The sequence below is a fragment of the Streptomyces viridiviolaceus genome (genome assembly GCF_014650995.1).
In the GTDB taxonomy this organism is placed as follows: Bacteria; Actinomycetota; Actinomycetes; order Streptomycetales; family Streptomycetaceae; genus Streptomyces; species Streptomyces viridiviolaceus.
The window spans coordinates 56,538-76,463 of sequence record NZ_BMWA01000034.1 but is presented as its reverse complement, the minus strand read 5'-3'; the positions used below and the strand labels follow the sequence as shown (position 1 = coordinate 76,463).

Sequence of the window (19,926 nt, the reverse complement as noted above, 5' to 3'; positions counted from 1 at the left end):
GCGTGCGGCCGACCGGTGACCCGTGTCGGCTGTCATGCCGTCAGGACGGGCGCGGCCGCTCGCCCACCCCGGCGTGTCGGATCTGCTCCGGCTCGCTGCCGCGCAGGGGCAGGGCAGAGCCGTCACATGGCTTCGTCGCTCCATTGCTCGAGCAGGGCCTCACCCAGGTCCCCGCCGGTATCCGCCGCCCTCTCGTGGAGTGCCTGTTCCGTCCAGATGACCTTGCCGCGGGCGGTGTAGCGAGTGCCCCAACGCTGTGCGGACCGGGCGATGAGGAACAGGCCCCGGCCGCCCTCGTCCGTCGTGGCCGCCCGCCGCAGGTGGGGTGAGGTACTGGAGCCGTCGGCGACCTCGCAGATCAGGGCCCGGTCGTACAGCAGACGGACGGTGATGGGCGGGGCACCGTAGCGGATGGCGTTGGTGATCAATTCGCTCAGGATCAGCTCGGTCGTGAAGGCGATCCCCTCCAGCCCCCAGGCATGGAGTCGCCGTCCGCACGCGGCGCGCACCGGTGCCACCGCCGCCGGGTCCGAGGGCACCTCCCAGTGGGCGATCCGAGCCGGGTCCAGCAGGCGGGTGCGGGCCACGAGCAGGGCGATGTCGTCCCTGGGCCGGGCGGGCACCAGGGCGTCGAAGACGGCCCGGCAGGTCTGATCCGGGCTGCGGTCCGGGTGGCCGGCCAGCGTGTCCCGGAGGAGACCGAGGCCGAGGTCGATGTCGCGGCCCCGGTCCTCGATGAGCCCGTCGGTGTGCAGGACCAGCAGGCTTCCCTCGGCCAGCCGCAGCTCGGCGGTCTCGAAGGGCTCCGCGCCGCCCAGGCCCAGGGGCGGGGAGGCGGGCACGTCCGGGAAGTCCACGGTGCCGTCGGGGCGGACCAGCGCGGGCCCGAGGTGACCGGCCCGCGCGAGGACTGCTCGGCCGGAGGCGGGATCGTAGATGGCATACAGGCAGGTGGCGCCGGTGACGCCCTGGCCGCCCTCCTCGCCCGCTTCGTCGGCGTCGATGTGGGTGACCAGCTCGTCGAGGCGGCTCAGCAGCTCGTCCGGCGCCAGGTCGAGCGAGGACAGATTGTGCACGGCGGTGCGCAGGCGGCCCATGGTGGCCGCCGCGTGCAGACCGTGGCCGACCACATCGCCCACGACCATGGCCACGCGGGTGCCGGGCAGCGGGATGACGTCGAACCAGTCGCCGCCCACTCCGCCCGCCTCGGCGGGCAGGTAGCGGTAGGCGGCGTCCACCGCGGACTGCTCCGGCAGGCCGCGGGGCAGCAGGCTGCGCTGCAGGGTGACGGCCGTGGCGTGCTCGCGGGTGAACCGGCGTGCGTTGTCGATGCACACCGCCGCCCGGGCCGCCAGCTCCTCGGCGAACGACAGATCTTCGTCCGTGAAGGGCTCGGGGGTCTCCGCCCGCCAGAAGTTCGCGATGCCGAGCACCACGCCCCGGGCCCGCAGCGGCACCGTGATCAGCGAATGGGCGCCGTGGTCCAGGATCCTCGCCGCGCGTTCGGGGCCGTGGGTCCACCGGCGCTGCTCGGCTGCCAGATCCGCGACGAGCACACCGCGGCCGGTGTCCATGGCCGAGCCCTGCAGCGTCATGGGCACGGACGTGGGCAACTCCCCCACCGGGTGGAGCGGCATGTCGCCCTTGGTCCCGCGACCGGCGACACGGCGCATCCGCGTGCTCGCCCCGGCCGGCTCCTCGCCGCGCAGAACGGGGTCCAGCAGGTCGACGGTGACGGCGTCGGCGAATCGTGGGACGGCCACCTCGGCCAGCTCCTGCGCGGTGCGCATCAGATCGAGGGTGGTGCCGATCCGCATTCCGGCCTGGTACAGCAGCCGCAGCCGGGTGCGCGCCCCCTCCGCCCGGCCGGCCAGCGCCCGCAACTCGGTGGTGTCCCGCAGCGTCACCACGCTGCCCCCGGGCCCGCCCTCGCGGTCCGTGTGCCGGACGTTGACCGCCAGCAGCCGGTCCCGGGCCAGGTGCACCTCATCGGTGGCCACCCGCCCCGAGGACAGCAGCTCGGCCAGGCTCGCGTCCAGGCCGAGGTCGCCGACGTGGCGTTCCTCCGCGTCCACCGGCAGCCGCAGCAGCCGCCGTGCCTCGTCGTTGACCAGCAGCAGCCGCCCGTCACCCGCGAGGACCAGCACGCCTTCCCGCACCACGTGCAGCACCGCGTCATGGTGCTCGTACATGCGCGTCATCTCCGCCGGCCCGAGGCCGCGGGTCTGCCGCAGCAGGCGCCGGCCCACCAGGGCAGAGCCGCCTGTGGCCAGGGCCAGCGCCCCGACGGCGGCGCCCAGCAGCAGCGAGAGCTGCCGGTTCACCACGTCGTGCACCTGCTCGACCGTGATCCCGACGCCCACCTGACCGACGTCCTTCCCGTCAGCCGCGATGACGGGGACCGTCGAGACCACGGAGAGCCCCTGGCTCGTCCTGAGGGTCCGCGTGTAGGTTGCACCGGGTTGTACCGGGCCGATGACGCGTTCGCCGATCAGCTCGGGGTCGGGGTGCGTGTAGCGGATCCCTTGCCGGTTGAACACCACGACGGCGTCGACGCCGGTTCCCTTCCGGATCGCTTCGGCACGCGGCTGCAGCACCGCGGCCGGGTCGGCACCGGTCATCGCCTCCGCCGTCCCAGGGGCGTGCGCGAAGGCCTCGGCCACGGCGAGCGCCCGGCGGCCGGCGTCGGTCGTGCTGTCCCGCTGAGCCTGCAGCACCAGCGTCACCACCGCCGCGGCGATCAGCAGCACCACGACCACGAACTGCAGGACGAACACCTGACCGGCAACGCTGCGCACGCTCAGCATCGAGCGCACACGTCTCCCCGGGTGCTGGTGCTGGATCTCGTGCTCGTGCTCGGACCTGGTGCGCTGATCGCCTCCCGAGTCCGAGGACCCGCGCCGGCGCCTGCCGGAGAGCGTACGGACGACCGGAGCCCGGAATCGACTGAAAAGCCCGGCCATGAGTCCATTCCTAGCATTCGTGCCCCATGGCGGCGACCGGTCGTCACCAGGCCGGGCGACCGCCCGGGGGTCACCGGGGCGGTCAGCGGCGTGGGCCGGGACGGCGTTCCTCGGCGAGGCGAAGCCGGCCGCCCACCCGGTCGGAGGGGTGCCTGACCCTGGTGTGCGTTCCGTGGCGCGGGGCGTCGTTCATCGGTGGTGGTCCCAGCGTCCGGGGTCGTCCTCGAGCGCGGCCCGGTCCCAGTCACCGTGCACGGCTGCCGCCTCGTAGGTGCACTGGAGGAATCCCATCAACACGCCGTCGGGGTCGTCGGCGGCGCGTACCGCCTCGTACGGCAGGAGGTACTGGCCGTTCTCACGGCTGTAGTAGGCGTCGGCCGGGCTGATGTCGTGTGCCGCGAAGCCGTCGGGCTCGGGGTAGGCGTACGCGTAGAAGGCTCCCTCGTCGCCGCCTCCGGGCCAGAAGCCGCAGCTGCTCAGTTCCTGGGAGTAGCCCTCGACCATGACCCAGTCGCCGCAGTTGGGCGCGCCGCCGGGGTGGGGCGGGGCGGGCCGGCCGGAGAAGCGGGTGCAGGCGAGGTCCATGGCGCCCCAGAAGAAGTGGACGGGGCTGACTTTGCCGACGAAGCGGGAGCGGAAGTCACCCATGACACGGTTGGCCTGCAGGAGCTGGCGCCAGAACAGGTGCACCGCGTCGGGATCGTAGGAGGCGTGCTGGTCGTCCTCCGCGAACGGGATCGCGGGCTCGACCTCGTTGGGGCGGGGCTTGATCGGCGCCTCGATGCCGAGCTCGCCCAGTGCGCGCATCGTCTCGTCGTGGAACCGTGCCACCGACTTGGGCTCCAGCTTCACGTGGCGGGTGGCGCCGTCACTGCTGCGGATGCCCAACCGGTGGTCGATGAAGTCGAATTCGATGTCGAACGCCCTGGTCCCGCAGGGGATGGCGGAGGTGGTCAGACCGCGAGGGCTGACGTAGAGGGTGACCTGCCACCAGTGGTTGACCATGGGAGCGTGGGCGAGCCGCACCTTGCCGACGATCTGGGTCCACATGTGCAACGTTTCCCGTGTGTCGGCCCAGTCGGCGACCCTCAGTCGCGGCCATGCTTCAGTGGTGAGTGCCATGTGTCACCGGTGTTCGGGGTTGGGGAAGTCGGGGCGGCAACCGGCGTCCCACTCGGTGCGTTGGTTGCCGTATGCAGGGATTCCTCCCGCGCGCCGCAGCATGGCGGCCACGTGCAGGAGGTTGTAGGTCATGAACGTGGTGTTGCGGTTGGTGAAGTCGTTGTCCGGGCCCCCGGAGCCGGGGTCGAGGTAGGAGGGGCCGGGCCCGGCTTCGCCGATCCACCCTGCGTCGGCCTGGGGGGGAATGGTGTAGCCGAGGTGCTGCAGGCTGTACAGGACGTTCATGGCGCAGTGCTTGATGCCGTCCTCGTTGCCGGTGATCAGGCAGCCCCCGACGCGTCCGTAGTAGGCGTACTGCCCTGCCTCGTTGAGCAGACTGGAGCAGCCGTAGAGCCGTTCGATGACCCGTTTCATCACCGAGCTGTTGTCCCCCAGCCAGATGGGGCCGCACAGCACCAGGATGTGCGCGGCCAGGACCCGTTCGAACAGCTTCGGCCACTCGTCGCTCGCCCAGCCGTGTTCGGTCATGTCGGGCCACACACCGGTCGCGATGTCGTGGTCGACCGCACGGACCACGTCCACCTCGACACCGTGCCCGCGCATGATGCCTGCGCTGAGGTCGATGAGTCCTTCCGTGTTACTGACCTCCGGTGACCGCTTCAGCGTCGCGTTGACGAACATCGCGCGGAGTCCCTCGAACCGCGGATCCGGCGTCGCGGGGCCGCTCATTCGGGCATCCACCCGTCCGGCCCGAAGGCTGCTGGTACCGCCATGTGGTCCTCCTGGCCTGGGTGTCCGGTGATTCTCGGTGCGCCGAGCGGGACGGTGTCTGCCAGCAGGTTCACCCCTGTACTCCGCGCGGGCAACCCGGCGCGCGTCCGGTCAGGTGCCGCCGGGGAACTGCCCCCACCGCGCCCACCGGGTGGCTGACGGTGACGTCTTCCCGCTGAGCGGGAGCAAGTCGTCCGACCCTTCCCACACCAGGGCATGCCTGATAGGAATATTTCGATCAGAAATACCTAGGAGGCATCCCGTGAAGTTCTCCATGATCTTCGAGGCACAGCTGACCGACCCGACGCCCGAGCGCGAGCGGCAGGTCATCCGTGACTGTGTCGAACAGGCCGTCTACGCCGAGGAGATGGGGTTCGACCGCATCTGGGCGGTCGAGCACCACTCGCTGACCCAGTACGCGCACATGAGCGCCTCCGAGGTCTTCCTCACCTGGGTCGCCGCCCGGACCTCCCGCATCCGCATCGGCCACGGCGTGGTCACCATGCCGTTCGGCTACCAGCACCCGGTGCGGGTGGCCGAGCGCGCCGCCATGCTGGACGTGCTGTCGGGCGGCCGCGTCGACATCGGTGCGGGGCGCGGCGCCACGAAGCAGGAGATGTCCATGTACGGCGTCCGGCCGGAGGACACCTACCCGCAGATGGAAGAGGCGCTGCAGATCTTCAGCAACGCATGGCGCAAGGAGCAGTTCGAGTGGCACGGGTCGATCGACATCGGCCCGGGCGCGATCCTGCCCCGTCCGGTACAGGACCCGCACCCACCGCTGTTCATGGCCTGCAGCAAGCACGACACCCTGAAGCTCGCCGCCGAACTGGGCATCGGCGCCCTGGTGCTGGGCTTCGCCGGCGCCGACGACGTACGCCGGATGCGCAGGGTCTACGACGAGGCCATCGCCGACCGCAGCGGCGACCGCTTCGTCTCCAGCGAGGTCAACGACCACTTCTCCGCGCTGTGCCCGACGATCGTGCTGGACGACGCCGAGGCGGCGTACCGGATCGGTACCCGCGGGCAGCGGTTCTTCGCCGAGTCCATCGCCCACTGGTACGGCAACGGGCCCGCGCCCACCGGTTACGACGAGAACGAGGACCACGTGGCCGCCATGGAGCGGGACCGCGAGATGCTGGTGGCCAAGCTGCACGAGGCGAAGATCCCCGTCCGGCCGAGCGACACCGGACAGTTCAACGCCGAGCACGCCTACGGAACCGCCGAGACCGCCATCGACTACGTCGAACAGCTGCGCCGGATCGGTGTCGACGAGGTCATGTGCCTGATCCAGATGGGCACCGTGCCGCAGGAAGCCTGCATGGAGACCATCCGCCAGTGGGGCGAGAAGGTGATCCCCCACTTCCGCACCCTGGCGGGGGAGGCCGAGTGATGGCACAGCGCCTGGACGGCAAGGTCGTCGTCATCACGGGAGCAGGGCGCGGCCAGGGGGCCGCGGAAGCACGGCTGTTCGCGGAGCACGGGGCGCGTGTCGTGCTCACGGACGTACGCAAGGACGAGGGCCGGGAGATCGCCAAGGGCCTCGGCGACCAAGGGCTGTTCGTCGTCCACGACGTGACCGACCCGGTCGGCTGGCGGCAGGTCGTCAGCGCGGGGCTCGACGCCTTCGGCCGGATCGACGCCCTCGTCAACAACGCGGCGCTGTGGCGTACCGCCCCCGTCGAGGAGGACACCGAGGAGAACCTCCAGCGGCTCCTCCAGGTGAATCTCGTCGGTCCGTTCCTCGGCATCCAGGCCGTCGTCCCGGCCCTGCGCGCGACGGGTGACGGCGGGTCGATCGTCAACATCTCCTCCACCGCCGGGCTGGTCGGCATCGTGGGCCACGCCTCCTACGGGGCGACGAAGTTCGGTCTGCGCGGGCTGACCAAGTCGGCCGCCCTGGACCTGGCCCGGCACCGCATCCGGGTCAACTCCGTCCACCCGGGCATGGTCGACACCCCGATGGTGGCCGGGGCCCTCGGCGCGGACGCGGGAGAGCGCGAGTGGCCGAACGTGCCGCTGCGCCGGATGGGCCGTCCGGAGGAGGTCGCGGAGATGGTGCTGTACCTGGTCTCGGACGCCTCCGCGTACGTCACCGGAGCCGAGTTCGCCGTCGACGGCGGGCTGACGGCCCAGTGAGCGACCCCCTCACCCCAGGTGCCCGGAGACTCGCCGACGCCATGTCGGCGGGATTCCCCGATCCCGCCCTCGGTCCGATCGAGCCGGCCGCGATCCGGCAGGCCGCACGGTCCGGCGCCCGGTCGCGCCCCGCACGGCCGCTCCCCCGCGTCACCGACCGGTACGTACCCGGGCCGGCGGGCGCGCCCGAGGTACGGGTTCGGATCTACGAGCCGGTCGCAGCCTCCGCTTCCCCGCTGCCCGCTGTGGTCTTCTTCCACGGCGGCGGCTGGGTGCTGTGCGATCTCGACACCCATGACGGCATCTGCCGGGAACTGGCCTACCGCGCCGGCGCGGTGGTGGTCTCGGTGGACTACCGCCGCGCGCCGGAGCACCGCTTCCCCTCGGCGGCCGAGGACGCCTACGCCGTCACCGCGTGGGTGTCCGGACAGGCGGCCGCGCTGGGCTGCGACCCCACCCGGCTGGCCGTCGCGGGTGACAGCAGCGGGGGGAACCTCGCGGCGGCCGTGACCCTGATGGCACGGGACCGCGGCGGCCCGGTCATCGCGGCGCAGCTGCTCGCCTACCCGGTCCTCGACCACCGTATGGAGACCCGCTCGTACGCGACGTACGGCACGGGCTTCTTCCATACGACGGCACACATGCGCTGGTACTGGGAGCAGTATCTGGGCGCGGACGGGGACGGCTCGGACCCGTACGCCTCCCCCGGGCTGGCCGCCGACCTGACCGGCCTGCCACCGGCGGTCGTGCTGCTGCCCGAGTGCGATCCGCTGCGCGACGACGGACTGCGCTACGCGCGGCGCCTCGAATCGGCCGGCGTCGCGACGGAGTTGTGCCTGTGGCCGGGTGTGTTCCATGGCTTCCTCGGCCTCGGCGGGCTGCTGCCGCAGGCCGACCAGGCGCTCACCGGAGCGGCGCGCGCGTTGTGCGCCGCACTGGCGTCAGCTGAGCGGGAGCAGTAACCGGCCCTTCGCCGAAGCCGGCGATGCTGTCGGCTCCTTGCCGTGAACAGGCGCACACCGCGGTACCGGAACCGGGCGTGCACGAGGTGCCGCCCGGCGTCCACCGCCTCCCGCTTGTCCCTGTCCGAACGACGGTCTGGTTGCGGTGGGCCTCGGTGCTGATGCGGTTCGGCGGTTCTTGCCGGTTCAGCGGGCCCCGGCTTCCGGGGGCACCTCACGGCGCCGGCCGGCGGTGAGCCGGGCGTCGGTGAGGACCGGCGCGTCGTCGCGGTCCGCGGCCGTGGCCGTCAGCCGGTAGCCGTCGCCGGTCTCCCAGATGCGCAGCCGCAGGGTCTCACCCGGGAAGAACACCCCGGCGAAGCGCGTACGGCACTCCGCGATGCGACTGGTGTCCCCGCCCAGCAGGCGGTCGGTGACGGCCTTGACCGCCATCCCGAAGGAGCACAGCCCGTGCAGGATGGGGCGGTCGTAGCCCGCTCGGCGGGCGGTGGCCGGGTCGGCGTGCAACGGGTTCCAGTCCCCGGTGAGCCGGTACAGCAGGGCCTGCTGACGGAGCGTCGGGATCTCCAGCACCAGGTCGGGCTCCCGGTCCGGCGCGGGGAGACGCTCGGAGGGTCCGCGGTCGCCGCCGAAGCCGCCCTCTCCGTGGACGAAGATCTGGTTGCGCTGGGTGATGAGCGGTTCGTCGTCCTCGCCGAGAAGGGTGGACTCCTGGACGATGACGGCGGCCTTGCCCTTGTCGTACACGGCCGGCACCCGGGTGACCGTGGTCGCCCGGGCGGCGGCGGGCAGCGGACGGTGCACGGTGATCTCCTGGCCGCCGTGCAGCACGGCGGCCAGGTCGATGTCCACTCCGGGCAGGTCGAAGACCTGGAACCCCACTCCTCCGCCGCCGCCGGCCACCACTCCGAAGGTGGGCAGCACCTGCATGCCCTGCTCATGTCCCTCGAAGAGGTAACGCAGTTCACCGGGGTCGGTCTCGGGGACGCCCGCGCCGAGCGCCAGGTGGTACAGCCGCACATCGCGGTCGTCCCAGACCGCCGCGGCGCGCACGGGCGGGGCGGAGGTCAGCTTCTCGACATCGATCGGCATGGGGGTGGGTTCCTTCGTGTCCGGTTCGGGGCTGTGCCGGGTTCGGGGCTCTGCTCAGTCGGAGAACGTGCCGGTGGCGAAACGGCTGCGGAAGTAGAGCAGCGGCCGTCCGTTCTCCCGGGCCGCGAGGTCGACCACCTCGCCCGTGACGATGTAGTGGTCACCGGCCTCGTGTACCGCCGCCAGGCGGCAGTCGACGGTGGCCAGGGCGCCGTCGATCACCACGGTGCCGTACGGCGAGGGACGCCACGGCACGGTGGCGAACTTCTGCCCGCCGCGGGCACCGAGCGCCGCGCAGACCTCCCTCTGGTCCTCTGCGAGGATGTTGACGCAGAAGCGGCCCGCCCGCTCGATCCTCGGCCAGCTGGTGGACGCCTTGCCGACGCTCAGCATGACCAGCGGTGGGTCGAGGGAGAGGGACGCGAAGGACTGGCAGGCGAACCCGACGGGCTCCGCGCCGTCGAGTGCCGCCACCACGGTGATGCCGCTGGCGAATCGGCCGAGAACGTCCCGGAAGACGACGGGATCCATCTGATGCATCGTCAGCCGTTCCACTGGTGGCCCCAGAAGCTGTCCGCGGTGATCTCCTTGGCGACCCAGGTGGCAGGGTCGACGACCAGGCCGTCCCAGCCGTACTCGACCTGGAAGCCGCCGGGCGCCTGGGCGTAGAAGGAGACCATGTGGTCGTTGGAGTGGCGGCCGAGGGAGGAGGCTATGGGAATGCCCGCGGCGTTCATCCGGTCCAGACAGAAACCGACGTCGTCCAGGGTCTCCAGCTCGACCATGAAGTGCACGATGCCGGGCGGCAGCGCGCCGGGGTACAAACCCAGGCTGTGGTGGCGGGCGTTGGGGCTGAGGAAGTGCATCCAGTGGAAGTCCCGCTGCTCGGCGGCCGTGGGGACGGCCTGCGGCGGCAGCTTCATCGAGTCGCGGAGCTGGAAGCCGAGCAGGTTCTCGTAGAAGTCCAGCGCGGCCTCGATGTCCGGCACCGGCAGCACGACGTGGCCCAGGCCCAGGTCGCCGGTGACGAAGCGGTTGCCGTACGGGGTGCCGAGCGCCGAGTGGTCCTGTGCCTGCCCCCAGTAGATCTCCAGCGGGTTGCCGCAGGGGTCCGTCACGTGGATCAGGCCCTGGACGCGGCGCTCGGAGAGTTCGGCGGCGTCCGCGGTCTTCACGGCGAAGCCGGCGGCCTCCAGCTCCTGGGCGGCCTGCGCGAGGGCGGCACGGTTCGCCACCTCCCAGCCGGCCGCCAGCAGCCGGTCGCTCTCGCCCGCCTGGATGGCGATGCGGTAGGACCGGTCGTCCATGCGCAGGTACAGGGTTTCCTCGGTGGTGCCGGAGGCCTCCACCATGCCGAGGACGTCGAGCGCGTACGTGCGCCACTCAGCCGGCTTGGTGGTCTCCAGGCGCAGGTAGCCGAGAGCACGGATGTCCATGGTGTGAGTACCTCTCCGTCAGGGGGCGACAGCGGTCGGGGCGGGGAGTCGGTCAGTGGGAGAAGAAGCCGATGGCGAGGCGGTTGAACTCGTCGGCCTGTTCGGTCTGGGCCCAGTGGCCGCAGTGCGGGAAGACGTGCAGCCGGGCGTCCGGAATGGTCTTGAGGGCGACCAGCGCGCCGTCGAGCGGGTTGACGCGGTCCTCGCGGCCCCAGGTGAGGAGCACCGGCTGGGTGATGCGGTGGGCTTCGCGCCACAGCATCCAGTCCTCGGCCCAGGCGGGGTTGGCGAAGGCGGCCGCCATCCGGGCGTTGCCGCGCCTGTTGTCGGGGTCGGTTGCCGAGGCCCAGCGTTCCTCGACCAGTTCGTCGGTGACGATGGACTGGTCGTACGCCATGACGCCGAGGAAGGCGCGCAGTTGCCCCTTCGTCGGTTCCGGGGCGGCGCTGAACTCGAACAGCCGCTTGATGCCCTCGGTCGGATCCGGGGCGAAGAGGTTGACCGAGACCCCGCCGGGGCCCATCAGCAGCAGCTTGGCGACCTTGTCCGGGTGGTTCAGGGCCATGCGCACGGAGGTTCCGCCGCCGAGTGAGTTGCCGCTGAAGTGAGCCTGGACAATGCCCAGTTCGTCCATCAGCGCGGCGACGGCGTCGGCGCTGTAGCTGAAGTAGTCCTTGTCGAGCTCGGGTTTGTCCGAGCGGCCGAAGCAGGGCTGGTCGACGAGCAGGGTGCGGAAGGACCCCGCGAAGACCGGGAGGTTGCGGCCGAAGTTGCTCCAGGCGGAGGCTCCGGGTCCGCCGCCGTGCAGCATGATCACCACGGGTGCGTCGGCCGGCCCGGCCTCGTGGTAGTGCAGGGTGAGGCCGCCCGCCTTGGCCGTGCGGGACGTCGATGCGTACGTGAGCTGTGCCATCCGGGTTCCTCTCAGAGCATGACGTCTTGGATCTCGAGGCCGAGCGCGCCCTGGCCGAACATGACCAGCGCCCGCTCCGGGTCGTTCGCGGCGTGACCGCGGCCGGTGTGGGCGTCTCGCCAGGCGCGCTGGACCGGGTTGGGGCCGGTGCGCATGGCGTTGCCGCCGGCGTTCTCCATCAGCAGGTCGAGCGCCGCGACCGCGCGTTCGGTGGCGATCACCTGGTCCCGGCGGGTGCGGGTGCGTATGTCGGTCGTGATCTCCTCGCCCCGCCGGGCGAGGGCGTACATCTCGCCGATGTTGCGGGTCAGCTGCAGCCAGCTCGCGTCGATGTCGCTCGCGGCGCGGGCGATGCGCACCTGTGCGAAGGGGTCCTCGGCGACCTTCTGGCCGTAGGAGACCCGGATCCGCTGCTTGGTGGCCTCGACGTAGGAGTCGAACGCGCCCTCGGCGATGCCGACGATGGGGGTGGAGATGGTGGTCGTGAACACGCCGGCGTACGGCAGTCGGTACAGCGGCTCCTGGTTGATCTCGTGACCGGGCACCTGCAGCGCGGTGACCGGGCCGAAGCTCAGGGTGCGGTGCTCGGGGACGAACACGTCCTCCACCACGACGTCGTTGCTGCCGGTGCCGCGCAGGCCGACGGTGTCCCACACGTCGTCGATGCGGTACTCGGTACGGGGGATCAGGAAGGTCCGCATGTCCACCGGGGCGCCCTCGGCGTCCGGGACGAGGCAGCCGAGCAGGGCCCACCGGGCGTGATCGCACCCGGAGGAGAAGTGCCAGCGGCCGGACAGCCGGAAGCCGCCGTCGGCCGGGGTCGCCCTGCCGGTGGGGGCGTACGAGGAGGCGATGCGGGTCTTGGGGTCCTGGCCCCACACCTCCTGCTGGGCCCGGGGGTCGTACAGGGCGACGTGCCAGGGGTGGACGCCGACCACCGAGGCGACCCAGCCCGTGGAGCCGCACGCCTTGGCGATCTCCTTGACGGCGGAGTAGAAGACCAGCGGGTCGGCCGCCCGGCCGCCGAAGGCAGTGGGCTGCAGCAGTTGGAAGAAGCCGGTGTCCTCCAGCTCCTTGATGGAGGTGTCGGGCACGCGGCGCAGCGTCTCGGCCTCGGCCGCGCGCTCGCGCAGCGCCGGGGCGAGGGCGCGGATCGCTGCCAGCACGTCTTCGGCCATGGAGCATCCCCTCTCGGGTCGTGGTGGCGAAGTGGCAGGACCGTACGCTGCAGCTGTTCCGGAACGAAATACGGTGCTCCCACTGAGCGGGAAGGAGCGGCGGCTTCGGCGCGGCGGGCCGGCCGGGAGGTGCACCACCGCCGTGCTGTCTCCGGGGGGATCCCGGGGCTGGCCGGTGTGTGGCCCGGCGTCAGCTCCGGTCCGTCCCCGTGACCAGCACTGCGTCGGACGTGGTGTCCTCTCGTGGCCTCTGCTCGGTACGCCGTGCCCGCGACATGGCGACGGTCGCGATGTGCGGGGCGAGAACGGCGAACGCGAGGACCGGAATGGATGGCGGGAGCCCAGCGGGCGGGAGCCGGACGCGCTCGACGGACCGAGCATTCGCTCGATGAGGGACCGTGGCTCGGCCACGGGCCGTCAATCCGTCTGGGAGCCCGTGCGGCACGTACCGCCGCACGGGCTCCCCGGCGGGGTCGGGCCGCACGGCGCCCAGGAGTCCGTGTTTCGCTCCGCGAGGGGCCTTTCCCGGCCACCGGGAACTCCGGCGTGTGTCGCGCGACACGGCCGCCCTACGCTCCTGCCCTCATTCCGCGAGGCGAGGGGACGACGACATGAGACCGTGTGCAGCGGCGGACATCGGCACCTGGGACGTCACCGCGGACGTGGTGGTCGCCGGATACGGAGTGGCCGGAGCCTCGGCCGCCGTCGAGGCCGCGCGGGCCGGGGCCGAGGTGCTGGTGCTGGAGCGGGCCGGCGGCTGGGGCGGGGCCGCCGCCCTGGCCGGCGGCTTCGTCTACCTGGGTGGGGGCACTGCCCTGCAGCGCACCTGCGGGTTCCACGACTCGCCGGAGGCGATGGCCACGTTCCTGATGGCCGCGATGGGGCCGGGAGCCGACGCGGCGAAGATCTCCGCCTACTGCGAGGGCAGCGTCGCGCACTTCGACTGGCTCGTCGGCTGCGGCGTGCCGTTCAAGCCGGTCTTCTACGGCGAGCCCGCATGGGAACCCGCCGCCGACGAAGGTCTGATGTACTCCGGCGGCGAGAACGCCCACCCGTTCGACGAGATCGTCGAGCCCGCGCCGCGCGGCCACCTGCCGCAGATGCACGACAAGCGCACCGGCGAGCGCGGCGGCGGATACATGCTCATGAAGCCCCTGGTGGAGACCGCCGAACAACTCGGCGTCAAGGCCCACTTCGGCGTGCGGATCGAGCGGTTGGTGGTCGAGCGGGACGGCAGGGTGTGCGGCGTGGTCGCCCGCAGCCACGGGGAGCGGGTCACCGTACGGGCCCGATGCGGCGTGGTGCTCGCCACCGGCAGCTTCACCTACGACGAGGCGATGCTGGCGGCGCACGCCCCGCTGCTGATGGGGCGTCCGGGCTCGGCGGTCGAGGAGCACGACGGCATCGCGGTGAAGCTGGCCCAGGCGCTGGGGGCGGGGGTCGCGCACATGGACGCCTGCGAGGTCGCCATCCACATGGACCCGCAGTACCTGATCCGCGGGATCGTGGTCAACGGCAGCGGCCAGCGGTTCATCAACGAGGACACCTACCCCGGACGGTTGGGTCAGGCCGCCCTCTTCCAGCAGGGCAACCAGACGTTCCTCGTCCTCGACGAGGAGGGGTTCGAGGAAGCCCGCCGAGTCTCCGCCGCGCCGGACGTCCTGCAGTTGCCGCCGACGTGGGTGTGCGAGTCCGCGACCGAGCTCGCCGAGGAGATGGGACTGCCGCCCGGAGCGCTGGAGGCGACGCTGGAGGTCTACAACCGACATGCCGAGGACGGCCGGGACCCGTTGCTGCGCAAGGCGGCGCGCTGGCTGCGGCCGCTGCGCGGCCCGCTGGGCGCCGTGGACCTCCGGGGCATGACCTCGGGCTTCGCCCTCGGTGGGCTGACCACCGGCACGGACTCCGAGGTGCTGCACGTGGACGGGGAGCCGATCCCCGGACTGTATGCGGCGGGCCGGGCCACGGCGGGCATCGCCGCCTGGGGATACGCGAGCGGCGCCTCGCTCGGCGACGGCAGCTTCTTCGGCCGCAGGGCGGGCCGCAGTGCTGCGCTGAACCGGTAGCGCAGCCGTGGGCGGGTCGCACGATGCGGCTCGCCCGCGTGGCCGGCGCAGCGGAGGGGCTGATCGGTGCAGCGGTGTTCGCCGGGCCGGGACCGCCCGGCGCCGCGAGGGTCCCGCCGTACACCCGCGAAGTCGTCCCGGCGATGAACCGGCGCTGCTCCGACAGCAGGAACACCACCGCGCCGCCGTGGTCGGCAGGGCGGCCGGGGACGCGCCGTCGAGGGTCACAGCATGGGGTCGTGGACCTCGATGCCGAGCGCGTCCTGGCCGAAGAGGACGAGCGCCCGCTCCACGTCGTTGGCCGCCTGCCCGCGGCCGGTGTGCAGATCCCGCCAGGCGCGCTGCAAGACGCTGCCGCCCTCGCGCATGGGGCTGCAGCCGGCGTTCTCCACCAGCAGGCCCACGGCGGTGACCGCGCGTTCGGTGGCGAGCACCTGGTCCCGGCGGGCCCGTGCGCGCAAGGACGTCGACGGCTTCTCGCCGCTCCGGGCGACCGCGTACAGGTCGGCCATGTTGCGGCTCAGCTGCAGCCTGGCCGCGTCGATGCCGCTGGCGGCGCGAGCGATGCGCACCTGCGCGAAGGGGTCCTCGGCGGCCCTCTGTCCGCGGGAGACGCGCAAGCGCTCCCGGGCCGCCGCGACGTAGTCCTCGTACGCGCCCTCGGCGATGCCGACGATCGAGGTCGAGATGGCGGTGGTGAAGACGGCGGCGTACGGCAGCCGGTACAGCAGCTCGGCGTTGACCTCGTGTCCCGGGCATGCCAGTGCGGCCACGGGGCCGTAGCCGAGGGTGCGGTGCTCGGGAACGAAGGCGTCGTCGACGAGGAGGTCGTTGCTGCCGGTGCCGCGCAGGCCGACGGTGTCCCACACGTCGTCCACGCGGTAGTCGGTGCACGGCACCAGGAAGGTCCGCATGTCCACCGGCCGGCCCTCGCCGTCCGTGACGAGACCGCCGAGCAGGGCCCACCGGGCGTGGTCGCAGGCGGTGGAGAAGTGCCACCGGCCGGACAACCGGTAGCCGCCGTCCACCGGGGTGACCGCGCCGGTGGGCGCGTAGGAGGAGCAGATCCGGGTGGAGTCGTCCTCTCCCCACACCTCTTCCTGCGCCCGCGGGTCGTAGAGGGCCACGTGCCAGGGGTGCACACCGATGACGGAGGCGGCCCAGCCGGTCGAGCCGCACGCTTTGGCGATCTCTTCCACCGCGGCGTAGAAGACGGCCGGGTCGGCGGCGAGTCCACCGTGGGCGCGGGGCTGGAGCAGCCGGAAGAAGCCGGTCTCCTCCAGTTCCTTCACGGAGCTGACGGGCACACGGCGCTGCGCCTCGGCCTCGACGGCACGCTCGCGCAGCGCGGGGGCGATTTCGCGGACCGCCGCGAGCACGTCGTCTTCGCGCATGCGCTTCCCTCTCGGCTCCTCGGTTCGTCCTGGGCGTCGGAAGGGAACCTATGCGTGTCGATCCCGAACGGAACACCTTCTGTCCGACAGGTGAGATCACCGGCGATCTCCACGCATACCGGAGATTACGGTCGCCCTGGGGTGCGGGCGGTCGGAGAAGCACTGTCGGACCGGTCTCAGGCGAAGCGCGCCCGCAGCGCGTCGAGGCCGGTGCCGTAGGTGCTGTCGCCGAAGAGCGACTCCACCTGCGGCACCACCTCGTCCGGGCCCTGGTACACGGCGGACCACCGGACCTCGGCACCGTCGGCGTGCGGGTGTACGGCGATCGTCGCCACATAGTCGCCGACCGGCAGTACCAACGGGTCGAGGAGGGTGTAGCGGTACCAGTGGGCTTCGGGGTCGCGGTCCAGCAGGCGTTCCCGGGCGACGACCTTGCCGTCGATCGCGAAGGCCCGTACGGCACCGGGGTCTTCGGGATCGGCGTCGTCCTCGATGGTGGACGGCGGCACGTGCGGGTGCCAGCGGGCGAGACCGCCGAAGTCGCCGATGGCCGCCCACACCTGGCCGGGGGTGGCCGCGAGCACGGTGGAACGCACGAGCGTCCGGGTGTTCATGGGCGTCTCCTCGATGTGTGTGGTCACCAGGTGCGGTCGCCGCGCAGGACCGCGTCGGCACCGCCGTCGACGAAGACGACCTGTCCGGTCACATGGGTGTTCTCGGGGGAGGTCAGCCAGACGATCAGCGGGGCGATCCGCTCGGGGCGGGCGTGGCCGTGCAGCGGCATCGGCACGCTCTGTTCGACGAGCTTCAGCATGTCCGGGTCGTCCAGCATGGGCCGGGTCATGGGTGTGACGACCACACCAGGGCCCACGGCGTTGAGCGGGATGCCCGCCCCGGCCCAGTCCTCGGTGACGGCGGAGCGGCGGATCCAGCGGGAGATCGCGGCCTTGGAGGAGGAGTAGACGAGGTGACCCTCACCGCGGTCGACGGCTGCCCGGGAAGCCGCCACCGCCGCCTCCTCGTCCCCGGCGAGCGCGGCGTCGACGATCGCGGGGTCGGTCGGGTGCACGGAGTCGATCGAGCTGACGACCAGGGCCCGGGGGTCGGTGCCGGCGGCCAGCAGGGTGCGCAGTCCCTCCAGGGTGGCGACGGCGCCGAAGTGGTTGACCTTGATGGTGAGCGGGTCGAACTGTGCGGTTCCCGCGCAGGAGATGACGGCGTCGAGGCGGCCGCCGGACAGCTCGCGGGCGCGGCTGACGAGTTCGGCCCGGCCTTCGGCGGTGGACAGGTCGGCGGAGATGTCGCTGTCCTTGAGGTCGGCCCCGATGACGGCGTGCCCCTGTGCGCGCAGGAGGTCCACGGTGGCCCTGCCTATGCCGGAGGCCGCTCCGGTGACCAGATGAGTACGGGTCATGGTCTGTTCCTTCGGGGGACAGGGGGTGTTACGCCCCTTGCGTGTCAGGAGTAGGTGATCTGGACCTGGTCGGTGAGGGGCACGGCCTGGCAGGCCAGGACGTATCCTTCGGCGATGTCCTGGTCGTCCAGGACGTCGTTGCGGAGCATCTTGACCTCGCCGGCCACCACCCTGCAGGTGCAGGCGCTGCAGGCGCCCTCACGGCAGGAGTAGGGGGCGTCCATCCCCGCGGCGAGGAGGACGTCGAGCAGGGGTGTCCCCGACGGCCAGGCGACCGTGCGGGTCTCGCCGTCGAGCTCCACGTCCGCCGTGCTGCCGCCCTCGGCCGGCGCACACTCCCCGACGGCCGGTGCTTCGAAGACGTCCGAGCCGAGGGAGAAGAACCGCTCCCGGTGGATCCGGTCGCCCGGCGCGCCGAGCGCGCGCAAGCACTGCTCGGCGGCGTCCATCATCGGCCCCGGGCCGCAGACGAACGCCTCACGGCCGGCGTACGGCGCGAGCACGGCGGCCAGCCGTTCCGCGGCAGGGAGCCCTTGGAGCGACTCCAGCCAGTGGATCACCAACAGCCGTTCCTGGTGGTCCTCGCTCAGTTTCCGCAGCTCGTCGCGGAAGACGACCGAGGACTCGTCGCGGTTGGCGTAGAGGAGCGCGACTCGGCCCTGCCCCGTCGCCAGAGCCGACTTGGCGATCGACAGCACCGGGGTGATGCCGCTTCCCCCGGCGACGAGCAGCAGATCCGCGTCGAGGGAGTCCGGCGTGAAGGTGCCGGCGGGCGGCAGCGACTCCAGTTCGTCCCCCGGCGCCACGTGGTCGCAGACCCAGTTGGAGCCGTACCCGCCGACCACCCGCTTGACGGTGACCTTCATGGGCTCGCCGGTGTGCGGTGAGCTGGCCAGGGAGTAGCAGCGGGCCACCGCCCCGCCGTCCGCCCCGGGCAGCTTGAGGGTGAGGAACTGGCCGGGGCGGTAGGCGAAGCGGTCCGCGCTCCCCGCCGGCGCCTGGAGCACCAGGGAGTACGCGTCGGCCGTCTCGGCGATCACCCCGGTGACACGCAGCCGGTGCGTGCGCGACCCGGTCGTCGGCTCAGACATCGGCGACCTCCAGGGTGCCGTCCTCGACCGCGCGGTCGATGCTCCTCCGCAGCGCCCGGCAGGTCCGGATCCGGGCGGTGGTCCCGCCCTCGGTCACCCGGCTGCTGAACTCCGCGCAGACGACGGCCGCGTCGGCGGTCCACTGCACCGAGGTGTGGGCCGGGCTGAACTTCTCGCACAGGACCTGGTTGCCGCAGGTCACGCACTCCACCGGCTGCATATCAGGCTCCGGACTCCGTGTTCTTCTCCGCCTCGGCGCGGGCGAGGTTCTCCTCGACCTCCGCACGCCAGGCCTTGTTGGCCCGCTCGGTGTCGACCTCGAACTCGAACCGCTGCACCATCTCGGCCTTGACGTCGGCGACGTCGACGTAGAACTGCTCGTACCAGCGCCGCATCTGGTAGACCGGACCGTCCTCCTCGGTCAGCAGCGGGTTGTCGATCCGGGTCTTGTTCTTCCAGATCTCCACGTCCTGCTCGAAGCCCACGGTCGCTCCCTGAGCGGTGAGCCGTGCGGCCTCGGCGGCCTGCTCGTCCGTCATCCCGGGGAGCCTTCTGACGATGGCCCCGTACTGGAGCATGAAGCTGTTCTCGTCGATCGGGTAGTGGCAGTTGATCAGGACGATCTCCATCTCCAGGCCGCCGCCGACGTCGCTGTAGAGGTAGTCGATCATGTACGAGGGGCCGTAGTACGAGGCGTCGGACCGCAGGCGGCCGGCGCTCAGCGTGCCCAGTTCCATGTCTCCGCGCGGGCTGCTCTCCATGTACTGGGTGGCCACGTGCCCCTCGAAGACGTTCTTGAAGTACTCCGGGAAGGCGTAGTGGACGTAGTAGAAGTGCGCCATGTCCACGATGTTGTCCACGATCTCGCGGCAGTTGGAGCCCTCGACCCGGAGGGTGTTCCAGGTCCAGTCGCTCCACTCGTCCGCGTCGGGGCCGTGGATGCCGGCGATCTCGGGGATGGTGACCTCGGGCGGCGGGGGGTTGCCCTGGGGGTCGTGCCAGACGAACAGCTGCTTGTTGCGCTCCAGGGTCGTCCATGCGCGGGTGCGGGCGCGCGGCGGTACCCGGCGCGCGTAGGGGATGCCGGCGCAGCGGCCGTTGCCCGACCAGCGCCAGTCGTGGAACGGACAGGCCACCGCATCGCCCTTGACGCTGCCGTGGGCGAGGTTGCCGCCCATGTGCGGGCAGTAGGCGTTCAGGACGTGCAGCTCACCGTCGTCCTGGCCCTGGAAGACCACCAGTTTGGTGCCGAATGCCTCGATCTCGTGCGGCTTGCCGTCCTTGAAGCCGTCGGCGAGGCCGAGGCAGTGCCAGCCCCGGGCGAAGCGGGCGGGCGGCTTGCCGGCGTCGATGACCCGGACCTCGTCGTTGAGAGCAGTCATCTT

The 19,926-nt window shown here is 71.7% G+C and carries 18 protein-coding genes; 4 read left to right on the top strand and 14 right to left on the bottom strand.

What is annotated here, in order from left to right; genetic code table 11:
• Positions 1 to 122 precede the first annotated feature (122 nt).
• From IE260_RS35605 to IE260_RS35595, 3 genes are all read right to left on the bottom strand, one after another.
• Positions 123 to 2,807 (bottom strand): SpoIIE family protein phosphatase/ATP-binding protein, encoded by a 2,685-nt coding sequence (locus tag IE260_RS35605; protein ID WP_189879624.1) that lies wholly within the window; start codon positions 2,805 to 2,807, stop codon positions 123 to 125.
• A 345-nt stretch (positions 2,808 to 3,152) separates the two neighbouring features.
• On the bottom strand, positions 3,153 to 4,085 hold the full coding sequence (locus tag IE260_RS35600) for a DUF5996 family protein (protein WP_189879590.1): 933 nt from the start codon (positions 4,083 to 4,085) through the stop codon (positions 3,153 to 3,155).
• A gap of 3 nt (positions 4,086 to 4,088) precedes the next feature.
• Positions 4,089 to 4,814 (bottom strand): flavodoxin family protein, encoded by a 726-nt coding sequence (locus IE260_RS35595; protein ID WP_189879569.1) that lies wholly within the window; start codon positions 4,812 to 4,814, stop codon positions 4,089 to 4,091.
• Positions 4,815 to 5,118: 304 nt separating this feature from the next.
• On the opposite strand from IE260_RS35595, the gene IE260_RS35590 reads away from it, so the two are divergent.
• Genes IE260_RS35590 through lipP1 form a run of 3 tightly spaced genes read left to right on the top strand, consistent with a single transcriptional unit; the run spans position 5,119 to position 7,957 of the window.
• Positions 5,119 to 6,249: an LLM class flavin-dependent oxidoreductase gene (locus IE260_RS35590; RefSeq protein WP_189879567.1), complete on the top strand. Its 1,131-nt coding sequence runs from the start codon at positions 5,119 to 5,121 to the stop codon at positions 6,247 to 6,249.
• Positions 6,249 to 6,995 (top strand): glucose 1-dehydrogenase, encoded by a 747-nt coding sequence (locus IE260_RS35585; protein WP_189879565.1) that lies wholly within the window; start codon positions 6,249 to 6,251, stop codon positions 6,993 to 6,995. The genes IE260_RS35590 and IE260_RS35585 overlap by 1 nt, the downstream gene beginning before the upstream one ends.
• 41 nt (positions 6,996 to 7,036) lie before the next feature.
• A complete protein-coding gene (gene lipP1, locus IE260_RS35580) occupies positions 7,037 to 7,957 on the top strand; it encodes a LipP1 family hormone-sensitive lipase (RefSeq protein WP_189879562.1) in 921 nt (306 codons plus the stop codon).
• A 186-nt stretch (positions 7,958 to 8,143) separates the two neighbouring features.
• Here the strand turns inward: lipP1 and IE260_RS35575 are convergent, their stop codons facing one another.
• The 5 genes from IE260_RS35575 to hsaA (IE260_RS35555) are packed head-to-tail and all read right to left on the bottom strand — an operon-like array spanning position 8,144 to position 12,576.
• A complete protein-coding gene (locus IE260_RS35575) occupies positions 8,144 to 9,049 on the bottom strand; it encodes a MaoC family dehydratase (RefSeq protein WP_189879560.1) in 906 nt (301 codons plus the stop codon).
• Positions 9,050 to 9,103: 54 nt separating this feature from the next.
• Positions 9,104 to 9,580, bottom strand: a complete 477-nt coding sequence (locus IE260_RS35570; protein WP_229881631.1) for a flavin reductase family protein — start codon at positions 9,578 to 9,580, stop codon at positions 9,104 to 9,106.
• 11 nt (positions 9,581 to 9,591) lie between these two features.
• Positions 9,592 to 10,485: a VOC family protein gene (locus tag IE260_RS35565; protein WP_189879557.1), complete on the bottom strand. Its 894-nt coding sequence runs from the start codon at positions 10,483 to 10,485 to the stop codon at positions 9,592 to 9,594.
• A gap of 52 nt (positions 10,486 to 10,537) precedes the next feature.
• Positions 10,538 to 11,398 (bottom strand): 4,5:9,10-diseco-3-hydroxy-5,9,17-trioxoandrosta-1(10),2-diene-4-oate hydrolase, encoded by an 861-nt coding sequence (hsaD, locus tag IE260_RS35560; RefSeq protein ID WP_189879555.1) that lies wholly within the window; start codon positions 11,396 to 11,398, stop codon positions 10,538 to 10,540.
• 11 nt (positions 11,399 to 11,409) lie between these two features.
• Positions 11,410 to 12,576, bottom strand: coding sequence for a 3-hydroxy-9,10-secoandrosta-1,3,5(10)-triene-9,17-dione monooxygenase oxygenase subunit (gene hsaA / locus IE260_RS35555; protein WP_189879553.1), 1,167 nt, complete (start codon positions 12,574 to 12,576; stop codon positions 11,410 to 11,412).
• A 611-nt stretch (positions 12,577 to 13,187) separates the two neighbouring features.
• Between hsaA (IE260_RS35555) and IE260_RS35550 the strand changes: the two genes are divergently transcribed.
• A complete protein-coding gene (locus IE260_RS35550; RefSeq protein WP_189879550.1) occupies positions 13,188 to 14,642 on the top strand; it encodes an FAD-dependent oxidoreductase in 1,455 nt (484 codons plus the stop codon).
• A gap of 224 nt (positions 14,643 to 14,866) precedes the next feature.
• On the opposite strand, the gene hsaA (IE260_RS35545) is transcribed toward IE260_RS35550, so the two are convergent.
• The 6 genes from hsaA (IE260_RS35545) to IE260_RS35520 all read right to left on the bottom strand — a co-directional run bounded on the left by hsaA (IE260_RS35545) (position 14,867) and on the right by IE260_RS35520 (position 19,923).
• The gene (gene hsaA, locus IE260_RS35545) at positions 14,867 to 16,036 is read right to left on the bottom strand and encodes a 3-hydroxy-9,10-secoandrosta-1,3,5(10)-triene-9,17-dione monooxygenase oxygenase subunit (protein ID WP_189879548.1); all 1,170 of its coding nucleotides are present in this window, start codon (positions 16,034 to 16,036) and stop codon (positions 14,867 to 14,869) included.
• Between the two features lie 176 nt (positions 16,037 to 16,212).
• Entirely contained in the window at positions 16,213 to 16,650 is a 438-nt protein-coding gene (locus tag IE260_RS35540; protein ID WP_189879546.1) for an SRPBCC family protein, read from the bottom strand.
• A 23-nt stretch (positions 16,651 to 16,673) separates the two neighbouring features.
• Positions 16,674 to 17,450 (bottom strand): SDR family oxidoreductase, encoded by a 777-nt coding sequence (locus IE260_RS35535; RefSeq protein WP_189879544.1) that lies wholly within the window; start codon positions 17,448 to 17,450, stop codon positions 16,674 to 16,676.
• Positions 17,451 to 17,494: 44 nt separating this feature from the next.
• Positions 17,495 to 18,541 (bottom strand): ferredoxin--NADP reductase, encoded by a 1,047-nt coding sequence (locus IE260_RS35530; RefSeq protein WP_189879542.1) that lies wholly within the window; start codon positions 18,539 to 18,541, stop codon positions 17,495 to 17,497.
• Positions 18,534 to 18,761 (bottom strand): hypothetical protein, encoded by a 228-nt coding sequence (locus tag IE260_RS35525; protein ID WP_189879540.1) that lies wholly within the window; start codon positions 18,759 to 18,761, stop codon positions 18,534 to 18,536. Before IE260_RS35525 ends, IE260_RS35530 begins: the two co-directional genes overlap by 8 nt.
• Before the next feature lies 1 nt (position 18,762).
• Entirely contained in the window at positions 18,763 to 19,923 is a 1,161-nt protein-coding gene (locus IE260_RS35520; protein ID WP_189879538.1) for a 3-ketosteroid-9-alpha-monooxygenase, oxygenase component, read from the bottom strand.
• Positions 19,924 to 19,926: the final 3 nt, after the last annotated feature.